Here is a 22,901-nt window from a genome sequence, read left to right on the forward strand (position 1 = left end):
GGAGGCTACCGCTAATCTGACGAACAGTCAGTTCTTTCGCGGGAGGTAGTGCGATGCACGGTGACCTGGAACTGCGGGCGGACCTGGAGTACGGCTCCATCCCCGGGCTGGTGCGTACGGCCGCGGAGCGGTACGGCCCCAGGGAAGCCGTGGTCGAGGGCCGCACCCGGCTGTCGTACGCCGAGCTCGGCGAACGGGTCGAAAGAGCGGCCGCGGCCTGTGTCGCCTCCGGTGTCGCGCCCGGCGACCGGGTCGCCGTCTGGGCCCCCAACACCCTCGACTGGATCGTCTCCGCCCTCGGTGCCGTAACCGCCGGCGCGGTCCTCGTCCCCGTCAACACCCGCTTCAAGGGCGCCGAGGCCGCCTACCTCCTGCGCCGCACCCGAGCCAAGATCCTCTTCATCACCGGCACCTTCCTCGGCACGTCCTACCTCGCCTCACTGCGCCGCGCCGCCCAGGAGGGCACCGGCCGGGGCCCGTTGCCCGGACTGCCGCACCTCGAACAGGTCGTGGTGCTCTCCGACGACGCCCCCGCCGACTTCGTCACCTGGAAGGACTTCCTCGCCACCGGAGAGGCGGTGCCCGCCGGGACGGTCCGCACCAGGGCCGACGCCCTGCGCTCCGACGCCCCCTCGGACATCATCTTCACCTCCGGCACCACCGGCCACCCCAAGGGCGCGGTGATCACCCACGCCCAGACCCTGCGCGCGTACGACGTCTGGAGCGAACTGGCCGGCCTCCAGGAGGGCGACCGCTACCTCATCGTCAACCCGTTCTTCCACACCTTCGGCTACAAGGCCGGCATCATCGCCTGCCTGCTCCGCGGCGCCACGATGATCCCGCAGCCGGTCTTCAGCGTGGAGACCGCGCTCGCCAACATCGCCGCCGAGCGGATCTCCGTGCTCCCCGGTCCGCCCACCCTCCACCAGCAGATCCTCGACCACCCCGCCCGCGCCCTGCACGACCTCTCCGCGCTGCGCCTGGTGGTCACCGGCGCCGCCGTCGTCCCCCTGGAGCTGGTCGAGCGACTGCGCAGCGAGCTCAAGATCTCCACCGTCTTGACCGCATACGGCCTTTCGGAGAGCTCCGGCATCGTCACGATGTGCCGCCGCGGCGACCCGCCCGAGACCATCGCGTCGACCTCGGGCCGCGCCATCCCCGGTACCGAGGTCCGGATCGTGGACACGGCGGGCCGCACGCTGCCGCCCGGCGACCCCGGCGAGGTACTGGTCCGCGGCTACACCGTGATGTCCGGCTACTTCGAGGACCCGGCCGGCACCGCCCGCGCGCTCACCCCCGACGGCTGGCTGCGCACCGGCGACGTCGGCGTCCTCGACGAGGCGGGCAACCTCCGCATCACCGACCGCATCAAGGACATGTTCATCGTCGGCGGCTTCAACGCCTACCCCGCCGAAATAGAGCAACTCCTGGGCCGCCACCCGGACATCGCCGACGTCGCCGTCATCGGCATACCGGACCCCCGCCTCGGTGAGGTCGGCAAGGCGTACGCGGTCCGCCGGGCGGGCTCCTCCCTCACCGCCGACGACCTCATAGCCTGGTCCCGCCGGGAGATGGCCAACTACAAGGTCCCCCGCGAGGTCGCCTTCGTCCCCCGCCTCCCGCGCAACGCCAGCGGCAAGGTCCTCAAGACGCGGCTACGGGCGGGTGGTTCGGGCCCGGCGTGACCGGGGCGGCCCGCATCGACTCAGGCCCCCTCGGCTCAGGCCCCCTCGGCTCAGGCCCCCTCGGCTCAGGCTCCTCGGCTCGGGCCCCGTCCGCTCAGGTCGCCGTCCAGTCCGGCCGCCGCCCGCTCAGCCCCACCACCCGGTCCAGCAGCGGAGCGTCGTCAGGCACCGGCACCACCGGCCCGAACAGCGACCCCCGCCCCTCTTCGTCCGCCCAGGACGCCAGCAGCGCGTAGGAGGCACCGAGACTGTCCTGGTCGGGCGCGTACTCCTGGCCCGTGGCGCGCGCCAGATCCCAGCCGTGCAGTACGAGCTCGTTGAGCGCGATCAGGCCCGCGGCGGCCCCGGGAAGCGTCACGCCACCCGCCTGCGTCTCGCCCTCCCAGGCCGCCGGATCGCGCCAGGCGTCCGCCATCTCCTCAAGGTTCTGGTCGAATACGGCGCGCCAGCCGGGCGCCACGTCCGGCACCGTCGCGCCGGGATTGGTGCTGGTCGTCGGCCCGAGATCCTTGCGCGCCGTGTCCCGGAACGCACCGGCCAGCCCGACGAGATGCCCCAGGAGGTTGCGTACGGCGTATGTCTCGCAGGGGGTGGGCGCATCGAACTGGGTCTCATCGGTGTTCTCCGCGAGCCGCGCCACCAGCTGGGCCTGCGCCGCGAAGTCGATCATCTCGGTCATCGTCCGGGTCCTTCCGTCGTCCAGGGGCTGGGCCCTCCCCCTCCCAGTGAAGACTCCTCCGCGGCCCGGGACTCATCGCCACACCGCCGGAAACCCCCGCCACGCCGTATCCGCCGCTACTCGGCGTACGGCTCACCCGGCGTACCGCTCCCGCAGAACCCCCTTCAGGACCTTGTTCAGCGGTCCGCCGCGCGGCAGCTCCGCCACGATCTCCAGCTGCTCCGGCAGCTTCTGGGTCATCAGCCCGGCCGCCCGCAGATGGCCGGTCAGAGCGGCCAGGGTGAGCGGCGGGGCCGCCGGATCGGCGAGCGTGACCACCGCGCAGACCCGCTCGCCGCGCTCGCGGTCCGGCAGCCCGATCACCGCGGCCTCCGCCACCGCCGGATGCGCGTGCACCAGGTCCTCGATCTCCTGCGCAGAGATGTTCTCGCCCTTGCGGATGATGATGTCCTTGAGCCGCCCGGTGAGCACGAGATGCCCGTCCTGGCGGAGATGCCCCAGGTCACCGGTGTGGAAGTAACCGTCGGCGTCGAACGCCTCGGCGGTCAGCGCCGGGTCGGTGTACCGCCGGAAGAGCATGGCGCCCTTGAGCGTCACCTCACCGGACTCCCCGGTCCCGGCCTCGGTCCCGTCCGCCCGTACGATCCGGACCCGCGCCCCCACCACCGGTTTCCCGACCGTTCGCGCCAGCTGCTCATCGCTGTCGTACGGGGTCCCCATCGCGATCATCGGGCACTCCGTCATCCCGTACCCGTGCACGATGGCGCAATCCAGCTCCCGCCCGGCCGCCGCGTACAGCTCCGGCGGCAGCGGTGCCCCGCCGCCAGACAGCAGCCGCAGCGAGGGAATCAGCTTGCCGCCGCCCGCCCGTCGCCGGGACTCGTCGAGAAACGCCTGGTAGAAGGCCGTACTGCCGCCGGCCATGGTCACCCCGCGGCGCCGGTAGACCTCCGCCGCCGCGCCCGGCTGGAAGGTGTCGAGTACGACCGCGGGAAAGCCGCTGACCAGCATCGCGATGACATAGTCCGGGCCGGCTATGTGCGCGTACGGGAAGGCGATGGAGCCGATGTCGGCCGCGGACATCCCGAGCGCGGTGGCCAGCCCGACGCCGCCGGCGACAAGGCTCGCGTCGGTGTGCTCGACACCCTTGGGGGCGGAGGTGGTGCCCGAGGTGTAGTAGATCCAGGTGGTGCGACCACTGCCGCTGCCACCGCCACCGTCGCTGTGGTCGTCGCCGCCACCGCCACCGCTGCCACGGTCCTCCCCGCCGGGCACGGCGTCCGGCACTCCGGCCGGATCCCCCTCCGGCAGCCCGCCCTCGACCGAGATCACCCGCACCCCGTCAGCGGCCACCTTCCGCACCATCGCGGTGTAGTCGAACCCCCGCCAGGTCCCCGGTACGAGCACATACTCGGCCGCCGACTCGGCCAGGATGAAGCGGACTTCGCGCTCCCGGTGCAGATGGACGACCGGGGTCTGCACGGCCCCGAGCCGGGCCAGCGCCAGCGAGGCGATCACCGTCTCGATCCGCGTGGGCAGCTGCCATGCGACCCGCGTCCCGGGGCCGATCCCCAGCTCCCGGAATCCTGCCGCGGCCCGCAGCGCCTGGTCCCGTACCTCGTCGAAGGTCACGGTCCGCCCGTCGCCGTCGAAGAACATCGGCGCCCCGCGCGAGGCTTCCGCCCGGTACTCGACCAGTTCCCAGAGCGTCCGTACGCGGGCGGACTCGAACATGGCGCGCCTCCAGGCTGCGAGCGGGCTACGGGCGGAGCGGAGGCGGCAAGCGTAGAACTGACGAGTCGTCAGGTCCAGGGAGTGTGCGCGGGGGCCTGGCTGTCGGCCAGACCCCCAATGCGTGCGCGACGTCCCTTACCGCGTGGCTGCGCTCTGCGGGGCGTACGGCCTGTGACTGTCCTGGGTGGTGAAGCCCTCGGGTATCGGCCTGTGGCTGTCCTGGGTGGTGAAGCCTTCGGATATCGGCCTGTGGCTGTCCAGGGCGGTGAAGCCGCCGGCTACCGGCGTGTGACTGTCGGCCATGGCGGGAGTCGCCGCGCCGCCGGCGGCGGCGGTCGCGATGGCGACCGTGACGAGAGTGCGCTTGATTCGGGTCATCTCAACTCCTGGGTGTAGGCGTCTCTTACCGGAAGAAGCTAGTCGCGCGACGGTCAAATGTTCGACTGATGTCTAGAAATAGTCGAAGAATGAGGAGATTCAACATTTTCTCGGGTGCGGCGGCTACAGCATGGTCTGCTGGGAACGGAAGCGCATTGGCCACGTCGAAATCAGCACCGGGCCATTTGTTTTGGCAGCCGTCTTCACATGCCGAAGGGACCGGGTTCGATGGCTCCCCCCTTGCTGCCATCGACACCGGTCCCTTCGATCCCCCGGGTCCCCCTAGATCCCCCGATTCCCCCGGGTCTTTCCCCCCGATTACCCCCGATTTCCCCGACGCCGAATATCCCCCTTGGAACCTCCCGGTCCCTCCGTAATTCCGTGGATCCCCCCGGATCCCGTCATTCAGCGGGAAGTTCTGTATCCGGCGCTTACGGCCCCCGGTCTATGGGTTACGGCCTGCCGGCTACTGCTTGGGCTCGGCGATCGGCTGAGTGGTGTCCTTCACCTTGACGGCGCCCTGTCCCGGACCGGGACGGGTGCTGTCTTCCGGTGTGAGCGCGCTGTCGATGATCGGGCGCGTGCTGTCCATCGGCTGGATCGGGCGCGTGCTGTCCATGGGCTGGATGGGGCGCGTGCTGTCCATGGGCTGGATTGGACGTGTGCTGTCCATCGGCTGGATCGGACGAGTGCTGTCGAGCGGCTTGACGACGTCCTTGTCGCCACTCTTCTGTGCCTGGTTTTCGTTGCTCACCGTGGTTCAACTCCTGTGTGTGGGCGCTAAACGGCCCACCCGGCCAGCAACTCCCCCGTGGGTTGCCGGACGGGCGGACCAGGGCCGAACACCTTAGCGGTGGGGCCAGGTCACCGAGCCGCTTGCCCCCCGAGGCGGCGGACCGGTTGATAAGAGACTGACGGCTTGCGATGAACGATCGATAAACGTCTACGGGACCGTCGCTGAGTTGCTGTCAGGCGACAGCGGCGGGGGACGGAATCCGGTGCTCGCCGCTGTCCTTCGGCAATCCCAGCTTCTGGTGAATGGCGAAGACTTCCTGCCGGCACACCTGGGCGCGTCCGCTCTGCCCCATCTCGCTCAACGCATGCCCGAGCGTCGCAAGGGCATTGGCGCGCCATCGGTCTCCACCGATGCTCCGGAGCGCGATGAGCGCCTGCTCGGCGTAATTGGCAGCCTTCGGGGGCCGGTGGGCGGCCAGCTCGACCTCAGCCAGCCGGAGATACGTCATGCCTTCCCAGAACCGCTGCCGGCTGTCCTGGAAGCTGACAAGTGCCGCGCTCAGCTGCTCCGTTGCCTCGTTCATCCGATTGGCGAGCGTGAGGGCCATACCCAGGTTGTAACGGCCGTTGGCCAGCCGTCGTGAGGCACCAGACTCCTGGTACTGGGCTACGGCCTCCTCGGCCAGCGCCACCGCACTGTCCACCCGCCCGGTGTCCAGGTGGACACGGGAGAGATTGCACAGCGCGCTCGCCTCGGACTGTTTGTTGCTGTTGTCCCGGAAGGCGACGAGGGCCTGGTTCAGATACGCCTCCGCCTCCTCGTGGTGGTGCTGGATGCTGGCGATGATGCCGCGGTCGTTCAGCCCGTTGGAGGCGGAGAACGAATCACCGGAAGCGAGCCCGAGCAACGTGGCCAGCTTGGCGTGTTCATCGGCCTCGCTGAGCTGCCCGGACTGGGTGTAGATGGGGGAGAGCGACCAGTGCGCGCGCCCCGCGGCGTGCTTGTCGTCGGCCTCCAGCGCGGCGGCGAGCAGGGTGAGGTTTGCCTGCTCGTACTGCCGGTTGTTGGCTCCGGACTCGGCCATGTCCCGGGTCAGCAGCAGCAGATCCACGGCCCGCCGCAGGCCGGCCGGCCCAGTGTTCTGCAACGCGCAGGCGATCAGGCATCGGGTCTCGCTGAACAGCCAGCTCAGGGCCTCCGAGCGGTCGGAGAAGGACAGGCCCGGATAGTTCGGCGTCTCCATCTGGTCGACCAGGCTGTCGCCCGGACGCTCCAGGGCGTACATGTGCGCCGCGGTCGCCAGATAGAAGTCCAGCAGACGCGACAGGGCCGCCTCACGCTCCTCCGGCGGCTGCTCGTCGCGTTCCGCGCAGGAGCGGGCGTAGAGGCGTACGAGGTCGTGGAAGCGGTAGCGGCCGGGGGCCGCGGATTCCAGCAGAGAGGTGTCGACCAGGGATTCGAGGAGGCTCTCGGTGGTGTCGGTGTCCATGTCGAATAGCGCGGCCGCCGCCGCCAGCGAGATGTCCGGGCCGTCGGCCAGCCCGAGCAGCCGGAAGGCCCGCGCCTGCTGGGCTTCGAGCTGGCCGTAGCCCAGCTCGAAGGTGGCCTTGACGGCGAGGTCGCCGGCCCGGAGTTCGTCCAGGCGGCGGCGTTCGTCGGCGAGTTTGCGGGCCAGCACCGACACCGTCCAGGTGCGGCGGGACGCCAGGCGGGAGGCGGCGATGCGGATCGCGAGCGGAAGGAACCCGCAGGCGCCGACCACGTCCATGGACGCCTCGCGTTCGGCGTTCACCCGCTCTTCGCCGACGATCAGGGTGAAGAGGGTGAACGCCTCGTCCGGGCTCATCACATCGAGGTCGACGAGGTGTGCCCCGGCCAGGTCGATCATGCGGGCGCGGCTGGTGATCAGCGCGGCGCAGCCCTCCGTACCGGGCAGCAGTGGCCGGATCTGGGCGGCGTCCCGGGCGTTGTCGAGGAGGGCGAGTATGCGGCGGCCGGCGAGGGACGAGCGGTAGAGCGCGGCGCGTTCCTCGACGCCGTTGGGGATGGAGGCGTCGGGCGTTCCCAGGGCGCGCAGAAACGCCCCGAGGACGGCCTCCGGCTCGGACGGGGAGTTGCCCGCCCCCTGGAGGTCGACGTACAGCTGCCCGTCGGGGAAGTGCTTGTGCGCGGCGTGTGCGACATGGACGGCGAGCGTGGTCTTGCCCACGCCGCCGATGCCCGTCAGGGCTGACACCGCCATGACGCGGCCCTCGGCGGTGGCGAGTTGTTCGCTCAGTTCGGCCACGAAGGAAATGCGGCCTGTGAAGTCCGCGACTGCGGCCGGCAGTTGCTGCGGCCGTACGAAGACCGGCTCGGCGGAACCGTGCCCGTCCCGGGCCGTGGCCGGCGCGTCCAGTTCGGGGTCCGCCTGGAGGATGCGCTGATGGAGTTCGGACAGCGACGCACGAGGGTCGACGCCCAGCTCCTCGTCGAGCAGCCGTCGGGTGTCGGCGTAGACGGCGAGCGCCTCGGCCTGCCGGCCGCTGCGGTACAGGGCCAGCATCAGGAGTTCGCGCAGCCGCTCGCGCAGCGGGTGCGCGGCGGTGAGCGCGGTCAGCTCCGACACGGCCTCGGCATGGCAGCCCACCTCCAGGTCCAGCTCCAGCCGGGTCTCCATCAGGGACAGCCGCCACTCCTCGAGGCGGGTGCGCTGGGTGTCGGCGTACGGACCGGCGAGGCCGGCCAGCGGTTCGCCGTCCCACAACGCCAGGGCGGCGTCGAGGAGTTCGCGGGCGCGGCAGCGGTCGCCTGCGGCCTTGGCCTTCTCGGCCTCTGCCGCGTACTGCTCGGCGTGGTCGTGGTCGAGGTCGAGAGGCAGACCGTCCGTCGACCGGATCGCATAGCCGCCGGACTCGCTGACCAGGGCCGCGGCGTGGTCGCCCAGCGCCTTGCGGAGTCGGGACGCGTACGTCCGCAGGGCTGCGAGCGCGGCGTGCGGCGGTTCCTCGCCCCAGAGGGCGTCGACGAGTTCGGCCGCGGTGGCGGTACGTCCGCCGCGCAGCAGCAGTGCGGCGAGCAGTGCCCGCTGCTGCGGCGAACCCGCAGCCAGCGGCACGTCACCGCGCCAGGCCCGTACGGGACCGAGCACGGAGAAGCGGAGCCGCTCCCGCGCCTGCCCCGGCCCGTCGTCCATGTGTCCCCCTGCCCTGTGCCGTCCGTTCGTACTGTTCGCATCGGTTCACCGTGTGCAACGGTCAGTCTGCCTTGTCATGCCCCCTCACGTCAGTAGGGGTCCGGAGCGTGCACAAACCCTCCTCGGCTGATCAGGCCCCGGATGAGCCGGCGCACAAGGGGGCGCGGAGGGTCCGCTTCCGTGCGCCCCCTTGGCCGGTAACTGCCTCTGTGCGCCCCTGATGCCGCTGCGGGTGAGACCGGACCGAACACCGAACTTCCCCCCTTCCTCCTTACTGACGGATCGTCAGATTCTCGCTACCGTACCGTCCATGGAGAGCTTCCCGAAGATCATCTCGGTGGACGACCACACGGTGGAACCCCCCAACGTCTGGCGGGACCGGCTCCCGTCGAAGTACCACGACATCGGCCCGCGCATCGTCCGGGCGCCCATCAAGGAAATGACCTTCGTGGGCGGGAAGTTCGCCCCCAGGATGGGTGACGTGGGCGGCGAAGGGCCGATAGCCGACTGGTGGGTCTACGAGGACCTCAGCCGCCCGCTGACCCGCCTGGACACCGCCGTCGGCTACTCCCGCGACGACATCAAGCTCGAAGGCATCACCTACGACCAGATGCGCCCCGGCTCGTACAGCGTCCCCGACCGCCTGGCCGACATGGACATCAACCATGTCCAGTCCGCGCTCTGCTTCCCCACCTTCCCGCGCTTCTGCGGCCAGACCTTCACCGAGGCCAAGGACCGCGAACTGGGGCTGCTGGGCGTACGCGCGTACAACGACTGGATGGTGGAGGAATGGTGCGGGGAACAGGCGCAGGGCCGCCTGATCCCGCTCGCCCTCATCCCGCTCTGGGACGCGGAACTGGCCGCGGCGGAGGTGCGGCGCAACGCGGACCGCGGCGTACGGGCGGTCTGCTTCAGCGAGATCCCGCCACACCTGGGCCTGCCGAGCATCCACACCGACTACTGGGACCCGTTCCTCCGCGCCTGCGACGAAACCGGCACGGTCGTGGCCATGCACATCGGCTCCTCCTCGAAGATGCCCTCGACCTCCGCCGACGCGCCGCCCGCCGTCGGCTCCACCATCACCTTCGCCAACTGCTGCTTCTCGATGGTCGACTGGCTGATGAGCGGCAAGTTCGACCGCTTCCCCCGCCTGAAGATCATGTACGCGGAGGGCCAGATCGGCTGGATCCCCTACATCCTGGAGCGCGCGAACGTCGTCTGGGAGGAGAACCGGGCCTGGGGCGGCGTGGCCGACAAGGTCCTCCGCCCGCCCGCCGAACTCTTCGCCGAGCATGTCTACGGCTGCTTCTTCGACGACGCCTTCGGGCTGCGCAACCTGGACGCGATCGGCGTCGGCAACGTCCTCTACGAGACGGACTACCCGCACTCGGACTCGACCTGGCCGAAGTCGAGGGAGGTCGGGGAGTCACAGATGGGACACCTGGCACCGGACGTGGTCGAGCGGATCGTCCGCGGGAACGCGATCGAGTTGCTGGGGCTCACGGCGGAGGGGCTCTGGGAGGCGGGGACCGCCACGCGGCCCGGGAGCTGAGCCACGGGAGGCGATCCGCCCCCGCCCGTGACACCTGGCGTCCGCGCGCGTTGATCGATTACGGACGACAGACGACGGTCCCGGGCTGGGGAGGCCGGTGGGGCCGTTTCGATCTTTGAGGGGGAACCCCATGGCCAGGACGATCACGGGCGTGGGCCGGGTGACGGTCTTTCCTCTGCTGCATCTGTGGCCGGAGTCGTACGGGGTGATCGCGTACACCACGACCGGGCATTTCGGTGTCGATGCGGTGGTGGGGTACATCCCGCTTCCGGAGGTGCCGGATGTGCGCCTCATGGAGCTCGCGGCGCGGCTTGCCACGCAGCCGACGGAGTGGGTCCTGTGCACCGGATGGAGCAGCCGCGTCGTGCCGAAGCCGGGGACGTTGGCCCTCCGAGAGGTGGAATGGTCGCTGGAGGTAGACGGGAGCAGCACACCGAGCAAGGTGGTCTACGGGCATCAGCAGTTGCACGTAGGCCGGATGACGCTCAAGGACCCGGAACTGATGCCGCGGGTGCGGGAAGTGCTGCACAGCCGGGTGGGGGCGCCGGCCGGGGTATGACCGGGGGCGCCCACTCGCCCGGAAGGCCCACGGCGCATCGCGTGGTGGCCGCACCCGGACCAGACTGATGGGCAGGGCGCCCAGGCCGGGCGCGCGGTCATCCGCCGGAAGGACGTTGCCCATGCCCACGGACTCCCACCCCGGCCCGCTCCGGGTGCTCGTCTTCGGTGCCGCGATGCGGGCCGAATCGTCCAACGGGCGGCTCGCCGCCCTCGTGGCGCGTCTGATCGGCGACACCGGTGCCACCGTCGACCTCGCCACCATGCACGACTTCGACATGCCCCTGTACGACGGCGACCTGGAGGCGGAGGCCGGACTTCCGGTCGGCGCGCTCGCGCTGCGCGACCGGCTCGAACGGTGCGACGCCTTTGTGATCTCTTCCCCCGAGTACAACGCCTCCGTGCCCGGGGTGCTGAAGAACGCGATCGACTGGGTCTCCCGGGTGCAGCCGCAGCCGTTCAAGACCAAGCACGCGCTGCTGGTGTCCGCATCCCCGTCCCTGGTCGGCGGCAACCGCGGGCTGTGGGCGCTGAGGGTGCCGCTGGAGCACCTCGGGACGCGCGTCTACCCGGACATGTTCAGCCTCGCCAGCGCACACCAGGGCTTCAGTGCGGACGGGCAGCTGACCGACCCGGGGCTGCAGCAGCGTCTCACCGAAACCGTCTCGGCCTTCCTCAGCCTCGTCGAGGCCGATGTGCGGTACGTCTGCCTGGAGCGCCGGTGGTACGAGTTCCTCGGCGACCGTACGGAGGCGCCGGTCACGCAGCGGGCGGAGGACTAGGCCTCCTGCTGTGCCTGGGCGCGCCGCCCCGCCCCGACGGCCGGGGCGGGGCGCCGGTGCCGGCTAGTGGGCCGGCCGCTTCTCGTACCCGACGAGCCGTACGCACGTGGTGAGCCCGAGCATCGCCTGCTCCAGATCGGCCAGGCCCGGGTAGCTGGGCGCGATCCGGATGGTGGCGTCGCGCGGGTCGTCGCCGTACGGGTGGGTCGCGCCGGCCGGGGTCAGCACGATGCCGGCCTCGGCCGCCCGGCGTACGACCTCCTTGGCGCAGCCGTCCGGTACCTCCAGGGTGACGAAGTAGCCGCCCTTGGGCCGCGTCCACGCGGCCAGACCCGTGCCGCCCAGCTCGGTCTCCAGTACGCGCTGCACGGCCTCGAACTTGGGCTGTAGCACGGCGCGTTGGCGGTCCATGTGGGCCCGTACGCCGTCCGCGTCGCGCAGGAAGAGGGCGTGGCGCAGCTGGTTGACCTTGTCGGGGCCGATGGAGCGCTTGGCGTTGTGGGCGAGCAGCCACCGCACGTTGGCGGGCGACGAGCCGAAGAAGGCGACGCCGGCGCCGGCCATGGTGATCTTCGAGCTGGAGCCGAAGACGAAGGCCCGGTCCGGGTTGCCGTTCGCCGCGCAGGCCGCGAGCAGGTCGGCGATCTCGGCGGGCTCGTCGGTGAGGTGGTGGACGGCGTAGGCGTTGTCCCAGAAGATCCGGAAATCGGGGGCGGCGGTCGCCATGGCGGCGAGGCGGGCCACGGTCCCGTCGCTGTAGCAGGCGCCGTCCGGGTTGCTGTACTTCGGTACGCACCAGATGCCCTTGACCGCCGCATTCTCGGCGACCAGCCGCTCCACGACGTCCATGTCCGGGCCGTCGGGGGTCATCGGCACCGGGATCATCTCGATGCCGAAGCGCTCGCACAGCGCGAAGTGGCGGTCGTAGCCGGGGACGGGACACAGGAACGCGATGCGCTCCTGGTCGACCCAGCGCGACTCGGCGCCCGGCACCATGCCGAGCAGCGCGTGCACCAGGCAGTCGTGCATCAGCTCAAGGCTGGAGTTGCCGAGCGCGAGCAACTGCTCGACCGGCACCTGGAGCGCCTCGGCGAAGATCTCCCGGAGCTCGGGCAGGCCCTGGAGTCCGCCGTAGTTGCGTACGTCCGTGCCGTCGGCGGCGGTGTGGCGGCCGGCGGGCAGGTCGAGCAGGTCCGCGGAGAGGTCGAGCTGCTCCGGCGCCGGCTTGCCCCGGGTGAGGTCGAGCGAGAGCCCGCGTGCCGCGAGGTCCCGGTAGTCCTGGCGGGCCCGGTCGAGGAGCCCGGTCGGGGCGTCGGGGTCGGGGCTCGGCTCGGTGGTCATGGTGCTTCCTCTCGGCAGTGCTGCGTCGGTGCCGGTTCACGGAGACGGCATCGACGGGGGGCGACTGCCGAGGATACAAACCGGTGTGGGGGCCGGCTCCGGGGCCGACTCGGAGGCCGGGAAGGCCGCCCCCCTCGCCCCGGGGCCGTCCGTCGCACCCCTTGCCTGATGGTGCGTCAGGCATCACGATGAGGCGCTCGACATAAGTGACGGTCCGTCAGGTGATGTTGCGGTTGAAGGGAGCCCGGCATGGTGCGGATCTCGCCGCAGGGGCGGCTGGTCTACGGGATGCAGTTGCCCGTTCAGTCGCAGAGCGGCCTCTTCGCGGAGGCATGGGAGGCGGACGCGGGGCCGGACGACCTGGCCGAGGTCGCCCGGGTCGCGGACCGCGCCGGGTTCGGCTACCTCGCGAGCTGCGACCACGTGGCGATACCGCGGCGGCTCGCGGAGGCGATGAGCACGGTCTGGTACGACCCCGTCGCCACGCTCTCGTTCCTGGCGGGGGTCACGAAGCGGGTGAAGCTGCTCAGCCATGTCGCCATCGTCGGGCTGCGGCACCCGCTCGTCTCCGCCAAGCAGTACGCCACCCTCGACCACCTCTCCGGGGGCCGGCTGATCCTCGGGGTCGGTGCGGGGCATGTGCGGGAGGAGTTCGAGGCGCTCGGGGTCGATTTCGAGGGGCGGGGTGCCGTGCTCGACGAGACGGTGGACGCGCTGAAGGCCGCACTCGGGGCCGACGAGTACCCCGAGCATCACGGTGCGCGCTACCGGTTCAGCGGGCTCGGGCAGCGGCCGCGGCCCGCTCAGGAACGTATCCCCGTCTGGGTGGGCGGCTCCTCGCCCGCCGCCGTCCGCAGGGCCGCGACCAGGGGAGACGGCTGGCTGCCGCAGGGCGATCCGCGTGACCGGCTGCCCGCGCAGATCGCGCGGCTCAAGCGGCTCAGGGAGGCGGCCGGCATCGCGGAGCCGATCACCGTCGGGGCGATCGCCGAGCCGCTGTACGTGGGCGAGCCCGGCTGGTCCGTCGGGCGGCGGACGCTGGCCGGCAAACCGGATGTCATCGCCGAGTCGCTGCGCGCGTACCGGGCGATGGGCGTGGACCAGATCCAGGTGCGGTTCCGGAGCCGGAGCCGGCGGGAACTCGTCGATCAGATGGCGGCGTTCGGCGCCGAAGTCGCTCCGCACCTCAAGAGCTAGTGCGCATCTCGAGCACCGAACAAGGCCGCACCTCAAGCGCCAGAAAAGCCGCACCGCACCTCGACGAGCAGGAGGCAGGCATGGGCAAGCTGGACGGACGCGTCGTCCTCATCACCGGCGCGGCGCGTGGGCAGGGTGAGCAGGAGGCGCGGCTCTTCGCCGCGGAGGGCGCGAAGGTCGTCATCGCCGACGTACTGGACGACCAGGGGGAGGAGCTGGCCAAGGAGGTGGGCGCGTTGTACGTCCATCTCGACGTCGGCGAGGAGTCCGACTGGCAGTCCGCGGTCGCCGCGGTGAAGCACGCGTACGGGCGGATCGACGGGCTGGTCAACAACGCCGGGATCCTGCGCTTCAACGAACTGGTGAGCACGCCCCTTGCCGAGTTCCAGCAGGTTTTGCAGGTCAACCAGGTCGGCGTGTTCCTCGGCATCAAGACCGTCGCGCCGGAGATCGAGGCGGCCGGTGGCGGCACGATCGTGAACACCGCCTCGTACGCCGGGCTGACGGGCATGGCCTGGGTGGGTGCGTACACCGCGACCAAGCACGCCATCGTCGGGCTCACCAGGGTCGCCGCCCTGGAGCTCGCCGCCAAGAAGATCCGGGTCAATGCCGTGTGTCCGGGCGCGATCGACACCGCCATGAGCAATCCCGCGCAGCTCGACCCGGCGGCGAACGCCGAGGAGGCCGCGCAGGCCCTCGACGAGCTGTACCGCAAGCTCGTGCCGCTCGGGCGGATCGGCAGGCCGGAGGAGGTGGCGCGGCTCGCGCTGTTCCTCTCCAGTGAGGACTCCTCGTACATCACGGGCCAGCCTTTTGTGATCGACGGCGGGTGGCTGGCGGGGGTCAGCGTCGTCTGAGGCCGGCGCCCGGCCGATGACAGGACCGCGCTTGGTCTGACGCGGCGTCAGGTATTGACGGTTGGGTGGCTCGGTGGAACAGTCGCCCAGTCAGCTTGATCTGACGATGTGTCAGAAATGGAAGTCGGGCGACCTCGGAAAGCGTCTCCGGCCAGCCGGCCGTCGGAATCTCCCCCTCAGGGGATCGGCAAGGGATGGTGAACCTCCTTGGAATTCGGGATCTTCGTGCAGGGATATGTGGGCAAGCGGGCCGAGACCGACCCGCTCGCCGAGCACCACGTGCTGATGGAGGAGACGGAGTACGTCATCCAGGCGGACAGGTCCGGCTTCAAGTACGCCTGGGCCTCCGAGCACCACTTCCTGGAGGAGTACTCGCACCTGTCGGCCAACGACGTCTTCCTCGGCTACCTCGCGCACGCCACCGAGCGCATCCACCTCGGCTCCGGCATCTTCAACCCGCTCGCCCCCGTCAACCACCCGGTGAAGGTCGCCGAGAAGGTGGCCATGCTCGACCATCTCTCCGGCGGACGCTTCGAGTTCGGCTCCGGGCGGGGCGCGGGCAGCCACGAGATCCTCGGGTTCATGCCGGGTGTGACGGACATGAACCACACCAAGGAACTCTGGGAGGAGACCATCGCGGAGTTCCCCAAGATGTGGCTCCAGGACGAGTACGCCGGGTTCAAGGGCAAGCACTGGGAGCTGCCGCCGCGCAAGGTCCTGCCCAAGCCGTACGGGGCGTCGCACCCGGCGATGTGGTACGCCGCCGGGTCGCCGTCCTCGTACGCGATGGCCGGCAGGAAGGGGCTCGGCGTGCTGGGCTTCAGCGTGCAGAAGGTCTCCGACATGGAGTGGGTCGTCGACTCGTACAAGACGGCCGTGAAGGAGGCGGAGGCGGTCGGGGACTTCGTCAACGACAACGTCATGGTGACGTCGACGGCGATCTGCGCGGAGACCCACCAGGAGGCGGTGCAGATCGCGGTCGGCGGCGGCCTCAACTACCTGCAGTCGCTGCTGTTCCGCTACCACGACACCTTCCCCCGGCCCGACGGCATACCGGAGTGGCCCGAGCTGCTGCCCGAGTACACCGAGGAGATCATCGAGCTGCTGATCGCCGAGGAGCTGATGATCTGCGGCGACCCGGACGAGGTGCTCCGGCAGTGCAAACGCTGGGAACAGGCCGGCGCCGACCAGCTCTCCTTCGGCCTGCCGATCGGCGTCCCGTACGAGGACACCATGAACACGATCAAGCTGATCGGCGAGCACGTCATCCCCAAGATCGACACGGATCCGGTGCACCGGACCACGCGCTTCCGGCGGTCGGCGGGCGAGTGACGGCGACGCCGCCCCCGTGTGAGGCGCGGACCGGCCCGCGCGGCGGCCGCCCGTATCCGTGAACAGCCCCAGGGAAGAAGGGACCCACGCACCATGCTCGACCACCTGATCAGGAGCGCGACCGTCGTGGACGGCACGGGCACGCCTTCCTACGTCGCCGACGTCGGCATACGGGGCGGCCGGGTCGCGGTGATCGCCGAGCCGGGGGCGGTCACCGAGGAGGCCCGTACCAGCGAGGACGCCCAGGGGCTGGTCCTCGCGCCCGGCTTCGTCGACCCGCACACGCACTACGACGCCCAGCTGTTCTGGGACCCGTACGCCACCCCGTCGCTCAACCACGGCGTCACCACCGTCGCCGGCGGCAACTGCGGCTTCACCCTGGCCCCGCTGCACCCCGACCGGCCCGAGGACGCCGACTACACCCGGCGGATGATGAGCAAGGTCGAGGGGATGTCGCTGGTCGCGCTGGAAGAGGGCGCGCCCTGGAACTGGCACGGCTTCGGCGAGTACCTGGACGCCCTGGAGGGGCGGATCGCCGTCAACGCCGGCTTCATGGTGGGGCACTGCGCGCTGCGGCGGTATGTGATGGGCGCGGAGGCGATCGGCGGACAGCCCTCGCCCGACCAACTGACGGAGATGCTGCGGCTGTTCCATGACGCGATGGACGCCGGAGCCTGGGGGCTGTCCACGACCCAGTCCTCGACCCATTCGGACGGCGACGGCCGGCCCGTCGCCTCGCGGCACGCACGTCCCGACGAGCTGCTCGCGCTCTCCCGCGCGGTCGCCGAACACGAGGGCACCCAGCTGGAGGCCATCGTCGCGGGCTGCCTCGACCAGTTCGACGACGATGAGATCGACCTGTTCGTGGAGATGTCGTCGGCCGCCGGCCGGCCGCTGAACTGGAATGTGCTGACCATTGACGCGGCCGTGCCGGAACGGGTGCCGCGCCAGCTGGTCGCCAGCGAGCGGGCGCGGAAGGCCGGCGGCCGGATCGTGGCGCTGACCATGCCGATCCTCACCCCCATGAACATGTCGCTGGGCACCTTCTGCGCACTGAACCTCATCCCCGGCTGGGGCGAGATCCTCGGCCTGCCGGTGTCCGAGCGGATCGCCGCACTGAGGGACGCCGACGTACGGGCCGAGATGCTGCGACGCGCGAACAGCAAGGAGGCCGGGGTCTTCCGGCGGCTGACGAACTTCGCGCGGTATGTGATCGGGGATACCTACTCCGCGGCGAACGCGGGGCTTTCGGGCCGGGTGGTCCGGGACATCGCCGCCGAGCGCGGGCAGGACGCCTTCCACTGCCTGGTCGAGATCTGCGCCAACGACGAGCTGCGTACGGTGCTGTGGCCGATGCCCACCGACAACGACCCGGACAGCTGGGCACTGCGCCAGGAGACCTGGCAGCACGAGGACGTCCTGTTGGGCGGCTCGGACGCCGGCGCGCATCTGGACCGGATGTGCGGCGCGCCGTACACCACCCGCTTCATCGGGGACTGTCTGCGCGGGCGCCGGCTCGTCGGCCTGGAGCGGGCCGTACAGATGCTGACGGACGACCCGGCCCGGCTGTTCGGGCTGCGCGGGCGCGGCCGGATCGCCGAGGGCTACCACGCCGACCTGGTGCTCTTCGATCCGGAGCGGATCGACGCCGGGCCCGCGAAGCTGGTGCACGACCTGCCGGGGGACAGCCCACGGCTGGATTCGAAGGCGATCGGGATCGTGAGCGTACGGGTCAACGGGGTGGAGACGATCCGGGAGGACGCGGTGACCGGCGCGGTGCCGGGGACGGTGCTGCGGTCGGGGCGGGATACGGAGACGGTGAGCACGAGGTGAGGGCGAGTACGAGGTGAGGGGAAGTACGGGGTGAGAGGGCGTACAAGGTGAGAGGGAGCCGGGGGTGGGCGGTGTGAAGGTGGCCGGTGGCCAGGCGGGCGGTGGTCAAGTGGTGGGTGACGAGCGGCTGTTCATCGGTGGCGAGTGGGTGGAGCCGGACGGCGGACACTACGACGTCATCAACCCGGCGACCGAGGAGGTCGTCGGGCGGGCCCCGGAGGCGAGCCGGGCACAGGTGGAGTCGGCGGTGGACGCGGCACGCGAGGCGTTCGAGAGCTGGTCGCGCACTGCACCCGAGGAACGGGCCGGCATCCTGGACCGCGCGGCCGGGGTGATGCGCAGGGAGTTCGTCCGGTACGCGGAGCTGGCGCAGGCGGAGAGTGGCGCGACGACCGGTACCGCGCGCGGTATGCAGGTCGGGGTGTCCGTCGCCCGCTTCAAGCGGTACGCGCGCGGCGCGCTGGAGCCGGTGGAGACCGGGCTGCCGCCGCAGATCAACGAGGCGGGGCCGATAGGGAAGGCGGGCGTCCTCGGGGCGCTCGCGGTTCGCCGCCCGGTGGGCGTCGTCACCTGCATCACCTCGTACAACAACCCCTGGGCGAACCCGGCGGGCAAGATCGCGCCGGCGTTGGCGATGGGCAATACGGTCGTCGTCAAGCCGGCGCCGCAGGACCCGCTGTCGGTGTACCGGATGGCCGAGGCGCTGGCCGAGGCCGGGGTGCCGCCGGGCGTGGTCAATGTGGTCAGCGGCGCGCGGCCCGACGTCGGTGCGGCCGCGGTGGCGGCGGACGGCGTGGACATGGTCAGCTTCACCGGTTCCACGGCGGTCGGGCAGAAGATCGCCGAGGAGTGCGGCCGCGGGATGAAGCGGCAGCTGATGGAGCTGGGCGGCAAGGGCGCTGCGCTGGTCTTCGACGACGCGGATCCGGCGGCGGCGGTGGCCGGTATCGGCACCACCTTCTCCTTCTACAGCGGACAGATCTGCACCGCGCCGACCCGCGTACTGGCGCAGCGTGGCATCTACGAGCGGCTGGTGGAGGGCCTCGCCCGGTACGCGGCGCGGCTGACGGTCGGTGACCCGAGGGAGCCGGGCACGGTCGTCGGCCCGGTGATCTCCGCGGCGCACCGGGACCGTATCGAGTCGTATGTCGAGCTGGCGGCTAAGGAGGGCGCGCGGCTGGTCGCCGGGGGCGAGCGGCCGGAGACGGCGCGCGGCTTCTATGTGGCGCCGACGCTGTTCGCGGACTGCACGAACGAGATGCGGGCGGTGCGCGAGGAGATCTTCGGACCGGTGGTCGTGGTCGTTCCCTTCGACGACGAGGAGGAGGGCATCGCGCTGGCCAACGACAGCGACTACGGGCTGCTGGACTACGTCTGGTCCGGCGATGTGGCCCGCGCGTTCCGGGTCGCGGGACGGCTGCGGGCCGGCGGGGTCGGCGTCAACACGGTCGGCCGGAACATGGAGGCCCCGTTCGGCGGCTTCAAGCGCAGCGGGGTCGGGCGCGATGTGGGCTCGTACGCGCTGCATGCCTACAGCGAGTTGCAGGCGATCGTCTGGCCGGGGTGACGGGGTGACGGGGTGACGGGGCGGGGGAGTGCGGGGGCGAGGGGGCTCTGCGAAGCCCCTCGGCTCCCGTAGCCCGCCGCTCAGTCCCTCCCGTCCAGGAACACCGGATTCGTCAGCGCCGCCATCGGCCCCGGCAGTCCCGGCGTGGTCGCGGGGTGGCGGACCTCGGCGCGTATGTAGGCGGCGTGGTCGGGCGTCGTCTGCCAGCTGACGGTGCCCGTGCCGGACGGCGGCAGCGGCGTCGCATACACGGTGCCCTGGTCGGTGACGAAGGAGACCGCGCAGCCCGGGGCGCCGGAGACCGTCAGCCGGGCGGTGACCTGCGACGTACGCGCGACCGCGAGGCGCTCGCCGATGCCGGCGTGTTCGCCGCGTTCGCCGGTGACGGAGAAGGCGAGGTCGATCTTCGACGACTCGGCGATCCAGACCCGTCCTGCCCGGATGCCGTCCTGGATGGCGCGCCGGGAGAGGTCATCGGCCCATACGACGGTCTGCGGGTGGCCGACGACGTCCGGGTCGCGGTGGGCGTCGCTGTGGCCGACGGCCGGCAGCCAGGAGGCGCCGCCGCGGGCGTGCGCGACCAGGGTGTTGTCCCACTCGGCGAGGGTGACCTCGTCATCCGGGGTGTACGGCCCGTTCCAGACCTCCACCGCGTCGGCGTCGTTCAGCCCGAACTTCCAGTTGCAGCCGATGCAGGTGGCGTGCGGATGCGCCGGGATGACCAGGCCGCCGGCCCGCCGGATGGCACGCGCGTACTTGCCGAAGGCGTTGTCGCGGGCTCGGTAGCGCCAGTCGATGAAGACCCCCGGGTCGGTGCCCATCGCCACCACATGGCCGTTGCGCGTGGTGACCTCCTCGCCGGTGAGGACGAGCAGGTCATCGCCCCACAGGCCGTCCCAGGCGCGATGCGCGGACGTCGTGTTGTGCTCGGAGGTGGTGATGAAGTCCAGCCCGGCGGCACGGGCCAGCGCCGCGATCTCGGCGGGTGTCCGCTTGCCGTCGGAGTAGACGGAGTGCAGATGGTTGTCGCCGCGGTACCAGGCGCGGCCGCGGCCCCGGGCGCGCTCGGGCGGGTAGACGGGCGCCGGGGTGTGCCCCGGAGGGCCGTGGCGGAGGGTGATGGTGACCTCGTAGGTCAGGCCCTGCGGCGCGACGGTGTACGGGCCGAGGGCGATATGCCAGGTGCCGGCGTTGACGGGGCCGGGGAGGTAGCCGGGGGTGGCGTCGTCGGCGCGCAGGAAGAACTCCGTGCGGGCCCCGCCCGACCAGCCGCGGAAGCCCGCGCCGCCGAGCTCGGTGCCGCGCTCGTCGAAGATGCCGATGTCGCAGGCGTTGCCGGGGGTGCCCTGGGGGACGGCCGGCTTGTCGTAGCTGTAGGCGACGGCGATCTCCCGTACGCCGTGCGGAACTTCGACCGGCAGATAGACGAAGTCCGGTGCGCCCGTCGTGAGATGGCCGGTGACCTTGCGGGTCTGCTCGCCCCCGCCGGAGCCGCTCGGCGGACCTCCGGCCGGCTCCGGGCCGGAGCCCCCGGCTGCCGGTGCCGCGTCGGCGAAGCTCACAGCTCCGAGCGTAAGCGCGCCCGACGCGCCCGCGACCGCCGAAAGTCTCAGAACGTCGCGCCGGTCCATTTCTGCCCCCCAAGCATCGGATGGATGGCCTCCCGCAGTGCCGCCCGCACCGCGGTCCGCACTGCCGTCGGCCTGCCGTCAGCGGCGGATGGTCGGGTCGCCGCGTCATCAGCCCATGTCGCCATGTCGCCGGCGTATGTCGCCGTGGCATCGGCTCATGTCGCCGTGTGAAAACTGTTGTACGCGGGTGTGACGCGGAGGGAAAGGCCTGTGGATAACCGTCGGACGGTAGGGCAACATGCGGTCACCCACACGCCTGACGCGGAGGTGCCCAGCATGCGGATCGCGACCACGATCTTCCTGACCGACGAGACGATCCGGCCGGTCCGGCTCGCCCGTGAGCTGGAACAACGCGGGTTCGACGGGCTCTATCTCCCCGAGCACACACATATCCCGGCCAGCCGCGACACCCCGGCCCCCATGGGCGAGCCGCTGCCCCGCGAATACGGCCGCACCCTCGATCCGTTCGTCGCACTCGGCCAGGCCGCCGCCGTCACCGAACGGCTCGGCCTCGGCACCGGCATCACCCTCGTCGCCCAGCACGACCCGATCGGCCTCGCCAAGCAGATCGCGACGCTCGACCACCTCTCCGGCGGCCGCCTCACCTTCGGTGTCGGCTTCGGCTGGAACGTCGAGGAAGCCGCCGACCACGGGGTGGAATGGTCGACACGACGCGAGCTGACGCGTGACCGGGTGGCGCTGATGCGGGCCCTGTGGGCCGCGGAACCCACCGCCTACAAAGGCGAGTTCGCATCCGTACGTGCCTCCTACGCGTTCCCGAAGCCGGTGCACGGCGCGCCGCGCACCCTGATCGGCGGTGCCGCCGGGCCCAGGCTCTTCGGGCAGATCGCCGAGTACGCGGACGGCTGGCTGCCGATCGGCGGGCGAGGGCTGGCCGAGACCCTTCCGGTGCTGCGCCGGGCGTGGGCGGACGCCGGGCGTGCGGGCGAGCCGCTGGTGGTGCCGTACGCGGTGCGCCCGTCGCCCGGGAAACTGGCGCACTACCGGGAGCTGGGCCTCCCGGAGGTGGTGCTGCAACTGCCGGCGGCCGGGGAAGCGGAGGTGCTGCGGACGTTGGACGACTTCGCGCAGTACCTGTGACGCGGCGCGGCGTAGGACGAACGCCTAGGACCACCGACGTACGGCCATCCGGAGGGTTCGGTACCGCAGACCGATACGGGCCTCTCCGACCGGACGTAGCGTCGTAAGGGAAGGCTCCGTGGTTCCGTGGCCCCGTGGCTCGGCGGTTGCGTAGTTCCGCAGGTCCGCGGGCCATGCGAGCACCATCCGCAGATCAACGGTCCAAGGAGAACCCCCATGCCCCGACTCGACCACACGATCGTGCACAGCACCGACCGTTTCGCCTCCGCACGCTTCCTGGCCGGCCTTCTGGACGCGCCCGAGCCCAAGGCGTACGGCCCGTTCGCCGCGCTCAAGTTGGACAACGGCGTCACGCTCGACTTCGCGGACTTTGTCGGGGACCGGCGGGAATTCGCCCCCACGCACTACGCGTTCCTGGTGACGGAGGAGGAGTTCGACGCGATCCTGGCCCGTATCCAGGCGCGTGAGCTGCCGTACTGGGCGGACCCCCGGCACACCCGGCCGCAGGTGATCAACACCCAGGACGGCGGCCGCGGCCTGTATGTCGACGACCCCGACGGCCACAACATGGAGTTTCTGACCCGGACGTACTCCGACGAGCTGCTGGCCAGTCTGTAGCGCCGTCTCCGTGCCGCCGTCTCCGTACTGCCGTCTCCCTAGGGCCGTCCCGATCGCCGGGAACAGCACTCGCCGCCTGCGGAGGGAACCTCCGTCTCGCGTGATCAGGCGCACACCGGTCGTCGGTTCTCCGGCGGCGGCGCTG

Annotated in this window: 19 protein-coding genes; 12 read left to right on the top strand and 7 right to left on the bottom strand. The window is 71.0% G+C overall.

Annotated features, from left to right (window positions below):
- Positions 1-53: 53 nt before the first annotated feature.
- Positions 54-1,685 (top strand): FadD3 family acyl-CoA ligase, encoded by a 1,632-nt coding sequence (locus tag FCH28_RS19750; protein ID WP_136741372.1) that lies wholly within the window; start codon positions 54-56, stop codon positions 1,683-1,685.
- Between the two features lie 94 nt (positions 1,686-1,779).
- Here FCH28_RS19750 and FCH28_RS19755 read toward each other — a convergent pair whose 3' ends face one another.
- The 5 genes from FCH28_RS19755 to afsR all read right to left on the bottom strand — a co-directional run bounded on the left by FCH28_RS19755 (position 1,780) and on the right by afsR (position 8,387).
- Positions 1,780-2,364 (bottom strand): TIGR03086 family metal-binding protein, encoded by a 585-nt coding sequence (locus FCH28_RS19755; protein WP_136741373.1) that lies wholly within the window; start codon positions 2,362-2,364, stop codon positions 1,780-1,782.
- A 132-nt stretch (positions 2,365-2,496) separates the two neighbouring features.
- Positions 2,497-4,098, bottom strand: coding sequence for a class I adenylate-forming enzyme family protein (locus tag FCH28_RS19760; RefSeq protein ID WP_136741374.1), 1,602 nt, complete (start codon positions 4,096-4,098; stop codon positions 2,497-2,499).
- 135 nt (positions 4,099-4,233) lie between these two features.
- Positions 4,234-4,476: a hypothetical protein gene (locus FCH28_RS19765; RefSeq protein WP_136741375.1), complete on the bottom strand. Its 243-nt coding sequence runs from the start codon at positions 4,474-4,476 to the stop codon at positions 4,234-4,236.
- Between the two features lie 466 nt (positions 4,477-4,942).
- Positions 4,943-5,230: a laminin G gene (locus tag FCH28_RS19770; protein WP_136741376.1), complete on the bottom strand. Its 288-nt coding sequence runs from the start codon at positions 5,228-5,230 to the stop codon at positions 4,943-4,945.
- A gap of 214 nt (positions 5,231-5,444) precedes the next feature.
- Positions 5,445-8,387 carry an SARP-family global regulator AfsR gene (gene afsR / locus FCH28_RS19775; RefSeq protein ID WP_136741377.1) on the bottom strand — a complete coding sequence of 981 codons (2,943 nt, stop codon included), beginning with the start codon at positions 8,385-8,387 and terminating at the stop codon, positions 5,445-5,447.
- Positions 8,388-8,697: 310 nt separating this feature from the next.
- Between afsR and FCH28_RS19780 the strand changes: the two genes are divergently transcribed.
- The 3 genes from FCH28_RS19780 to FCH28_RS19790 all read left to right on the top strand — a co-directional run bounded on the left by FCH28_RS19780 (position 8,698) and on the right by FCH28_RS19790 (position 11,279).
- Complete coding sequence (locus tag FCH28_RS19780; protein WP_136741378.1) at positions 8,698-9,939, top strand: amidohydrolase family protein; 1,242 nt, start codon at positions 8,698-8,700, stop codon at positions 9,937-9,939.
- 130 nt (positions 9,940-10,069) lie between these two features.
- The gene (locus FCH28_RS19785) at positions 10,070-10,498 is read left to right on the top strand and encodes a hypothetical protein (protein ID WP_136741379.1); all 429 of its coding nucleotides are present in this window, start codon (positions 10,070-10,072) and stop codon (positions 10,496-10,498) included.
- A gap of 121 nt (positions 10,499-10,619) precedes the next feature.
- Complete coding sequence (locus FCH28_RS19790; RefSeq protein ID WP_136741380.1) at positions 10,620-11,279, top strand: NADPH-dependent FMN reductase; 660 nt, start codon at positions 10,620-10,622, stop codon at positions 11,277-11,279.
- A gap of 63 nt (positions 11,280-11,342) precedes the next feature.
- Here the strand turns inward: FCH28_RS19790 and FCH28_RS19795 are convergent, their stop codons facing one another.
- Positions 11,343-12,620 carry an aspartate aminotransferase type Ic gene (locus tag FCH28_RS19795; protein ID WP_136741381.1) on the bottom strand — a complete coding sequence of 426 codons (1,278 nt, stop codon included), beginning with the start codon at positions 12,618-12,620 and terminating at the stop codon, positions 11,343-11,345.
- 249 nt (positions 12,621-12,869) lie between these two features.
- On the opposite strand from FCH28_RS19795, the gene FCH28_RS19800 reads away from it, so the two are divergent.
- From FCH28_RS19800 to FCH28_RS19820, 5 genes are all read left to right on the top strand, one after another.
- Positions 12,870-13,817 carry an LLM class F420-dependent oxidoreductase gene (locus tag FCH28_RS19800; RefSeq protein ID WP_136741382.1) on the top strand — a complete coding sequence of 316 codons (948 nt, stop codon included), beginning with the start codon at positions 12,870-12,872 and terminating at the stop codon, positions 13,815-13,817.
- An 80-nt stretch (positions 13,818-13,897) separates the two neighbouring features.
- Positions 13,898-14,674: an SDR family NAD(P)-dependent oxidoreductase gene (locus tag FCH28_RS19805; protein ID WP_136741383.1), complete on the top strand. Its 777-nt coding sequence runs from the start codon at positions 13,898-13,900 to the stop codon at positions 14,672-14,674.
- Between the two features lie 207 nt (positions 14,675-14,881).
- A complete protein-coding gene (locus tag FCH28_RS19810) occupies positions 14,882-16,006 on the top strand; it encodes an LLM class flavin-dependent oxidoreductase (RefSeq protein WP_136741384.1) in 1,125 nt (374 codons plus the stop codon).
- A 93-nt stretch (positions 16,007-16,099) separates the two neighbouring features.
- Complete coding sequence (locus tag FCH28_RS19815) at positions 16,100-17,839, top strand: N-acyl-D-amino-acid deacylase family protein (protein WP_136741385.1); 1,740 nt, start codon at positions 16,100-16,102, stop codon at positions 17,837-17,839.
- A 112-nt stretch (positions 17,840-17,951) separates the two neighbouring features.
- Positions 17,952-19,406, top strand: coding sequence for an aldehyde dehydrogenase family protein (locus tag FCH28_RS19820; RefSeq protein ID WP_136741510.1), 1,455 nt, complete (start codon positions 17,952-17,954; stop codon positions 19,404-19,406).
- 80 nt (positions 19,407-19,486) lie between these two features.
- Here FCH28_RS19820 and FCH28_RS19825 read toward each other — a convergent pair whose 3' ends face one another.
- Positions 19,487-21,037 (bottom strand): CehA/McbA family metallohydrolase, encoded by a 1,551-nt coding sequence (locus tag FCH28_RS19825; protein WP_187363873.1) that lies wholly within the window; start codon positions 21,035-21,037, stop codon positions 19,487-19,489.
- A gap of 24 nt (positions 21,038-21,061) precedes the next feature.
- On the opposite strand from FCH28_RS19825, the gene FCH28_RS38180 reads away from it, so the two are divergent.
- The 3 genes from FCH28_RS38180 to FCH28_RS19835 all read left to right on the top strand — a co-directional run bounded on the left by FCH28_RS38180 (position 21,062) and on the right by FCH28_RS19835 (position 22,756).
- A complete protein-coding gene (locus tag FCH28_RS38180) occupies positions 21,062-21,208 on the top strand; it encodes a hypothetical protein (protein ID WP_169314206.1) in 147 nt (48 codons plus the stop codon).
- A 105-nt stretch (positions 21,209-21,313) separates the two neighbouring features.
- Positions 21,314-22,138 carry a TIGR03619 family F420-dependent LLM class oxidoreductase gene (locus FCH28_RS19830; protein WP_136741387.1) on the top strand — a complete coding sequence of 275 codons (825 nt, stop codon included), beginning with the start codon at positions 21,314-21,316 and terminating at the stop codon, positions 22,136-22,138.
- A 216-nt stretch (positions 22,139-22,354) separates the two neighbouring features.
- A complete protein-coding gene (locus tag FCH28_RS19835; RefSeq protein WP_136741388.1) occupies positions 22,355-22,756 on the top strand; it encodes a VOC family protein in 402 nt (133 codons plus the stop codon).
- Positions 22,757-22,901 lie beyond the last annotated feature (145 nt).

Source organism: Streptomyces piniterrae (genome assembly GCF_005048155.1).
Taxonomy (GTDB): Bacteria; Actinomycetota; Actinomycetes; order Streptomycetales; family Streptomycetaceae; genus Streptomyces; species Streptomyces piniterrae.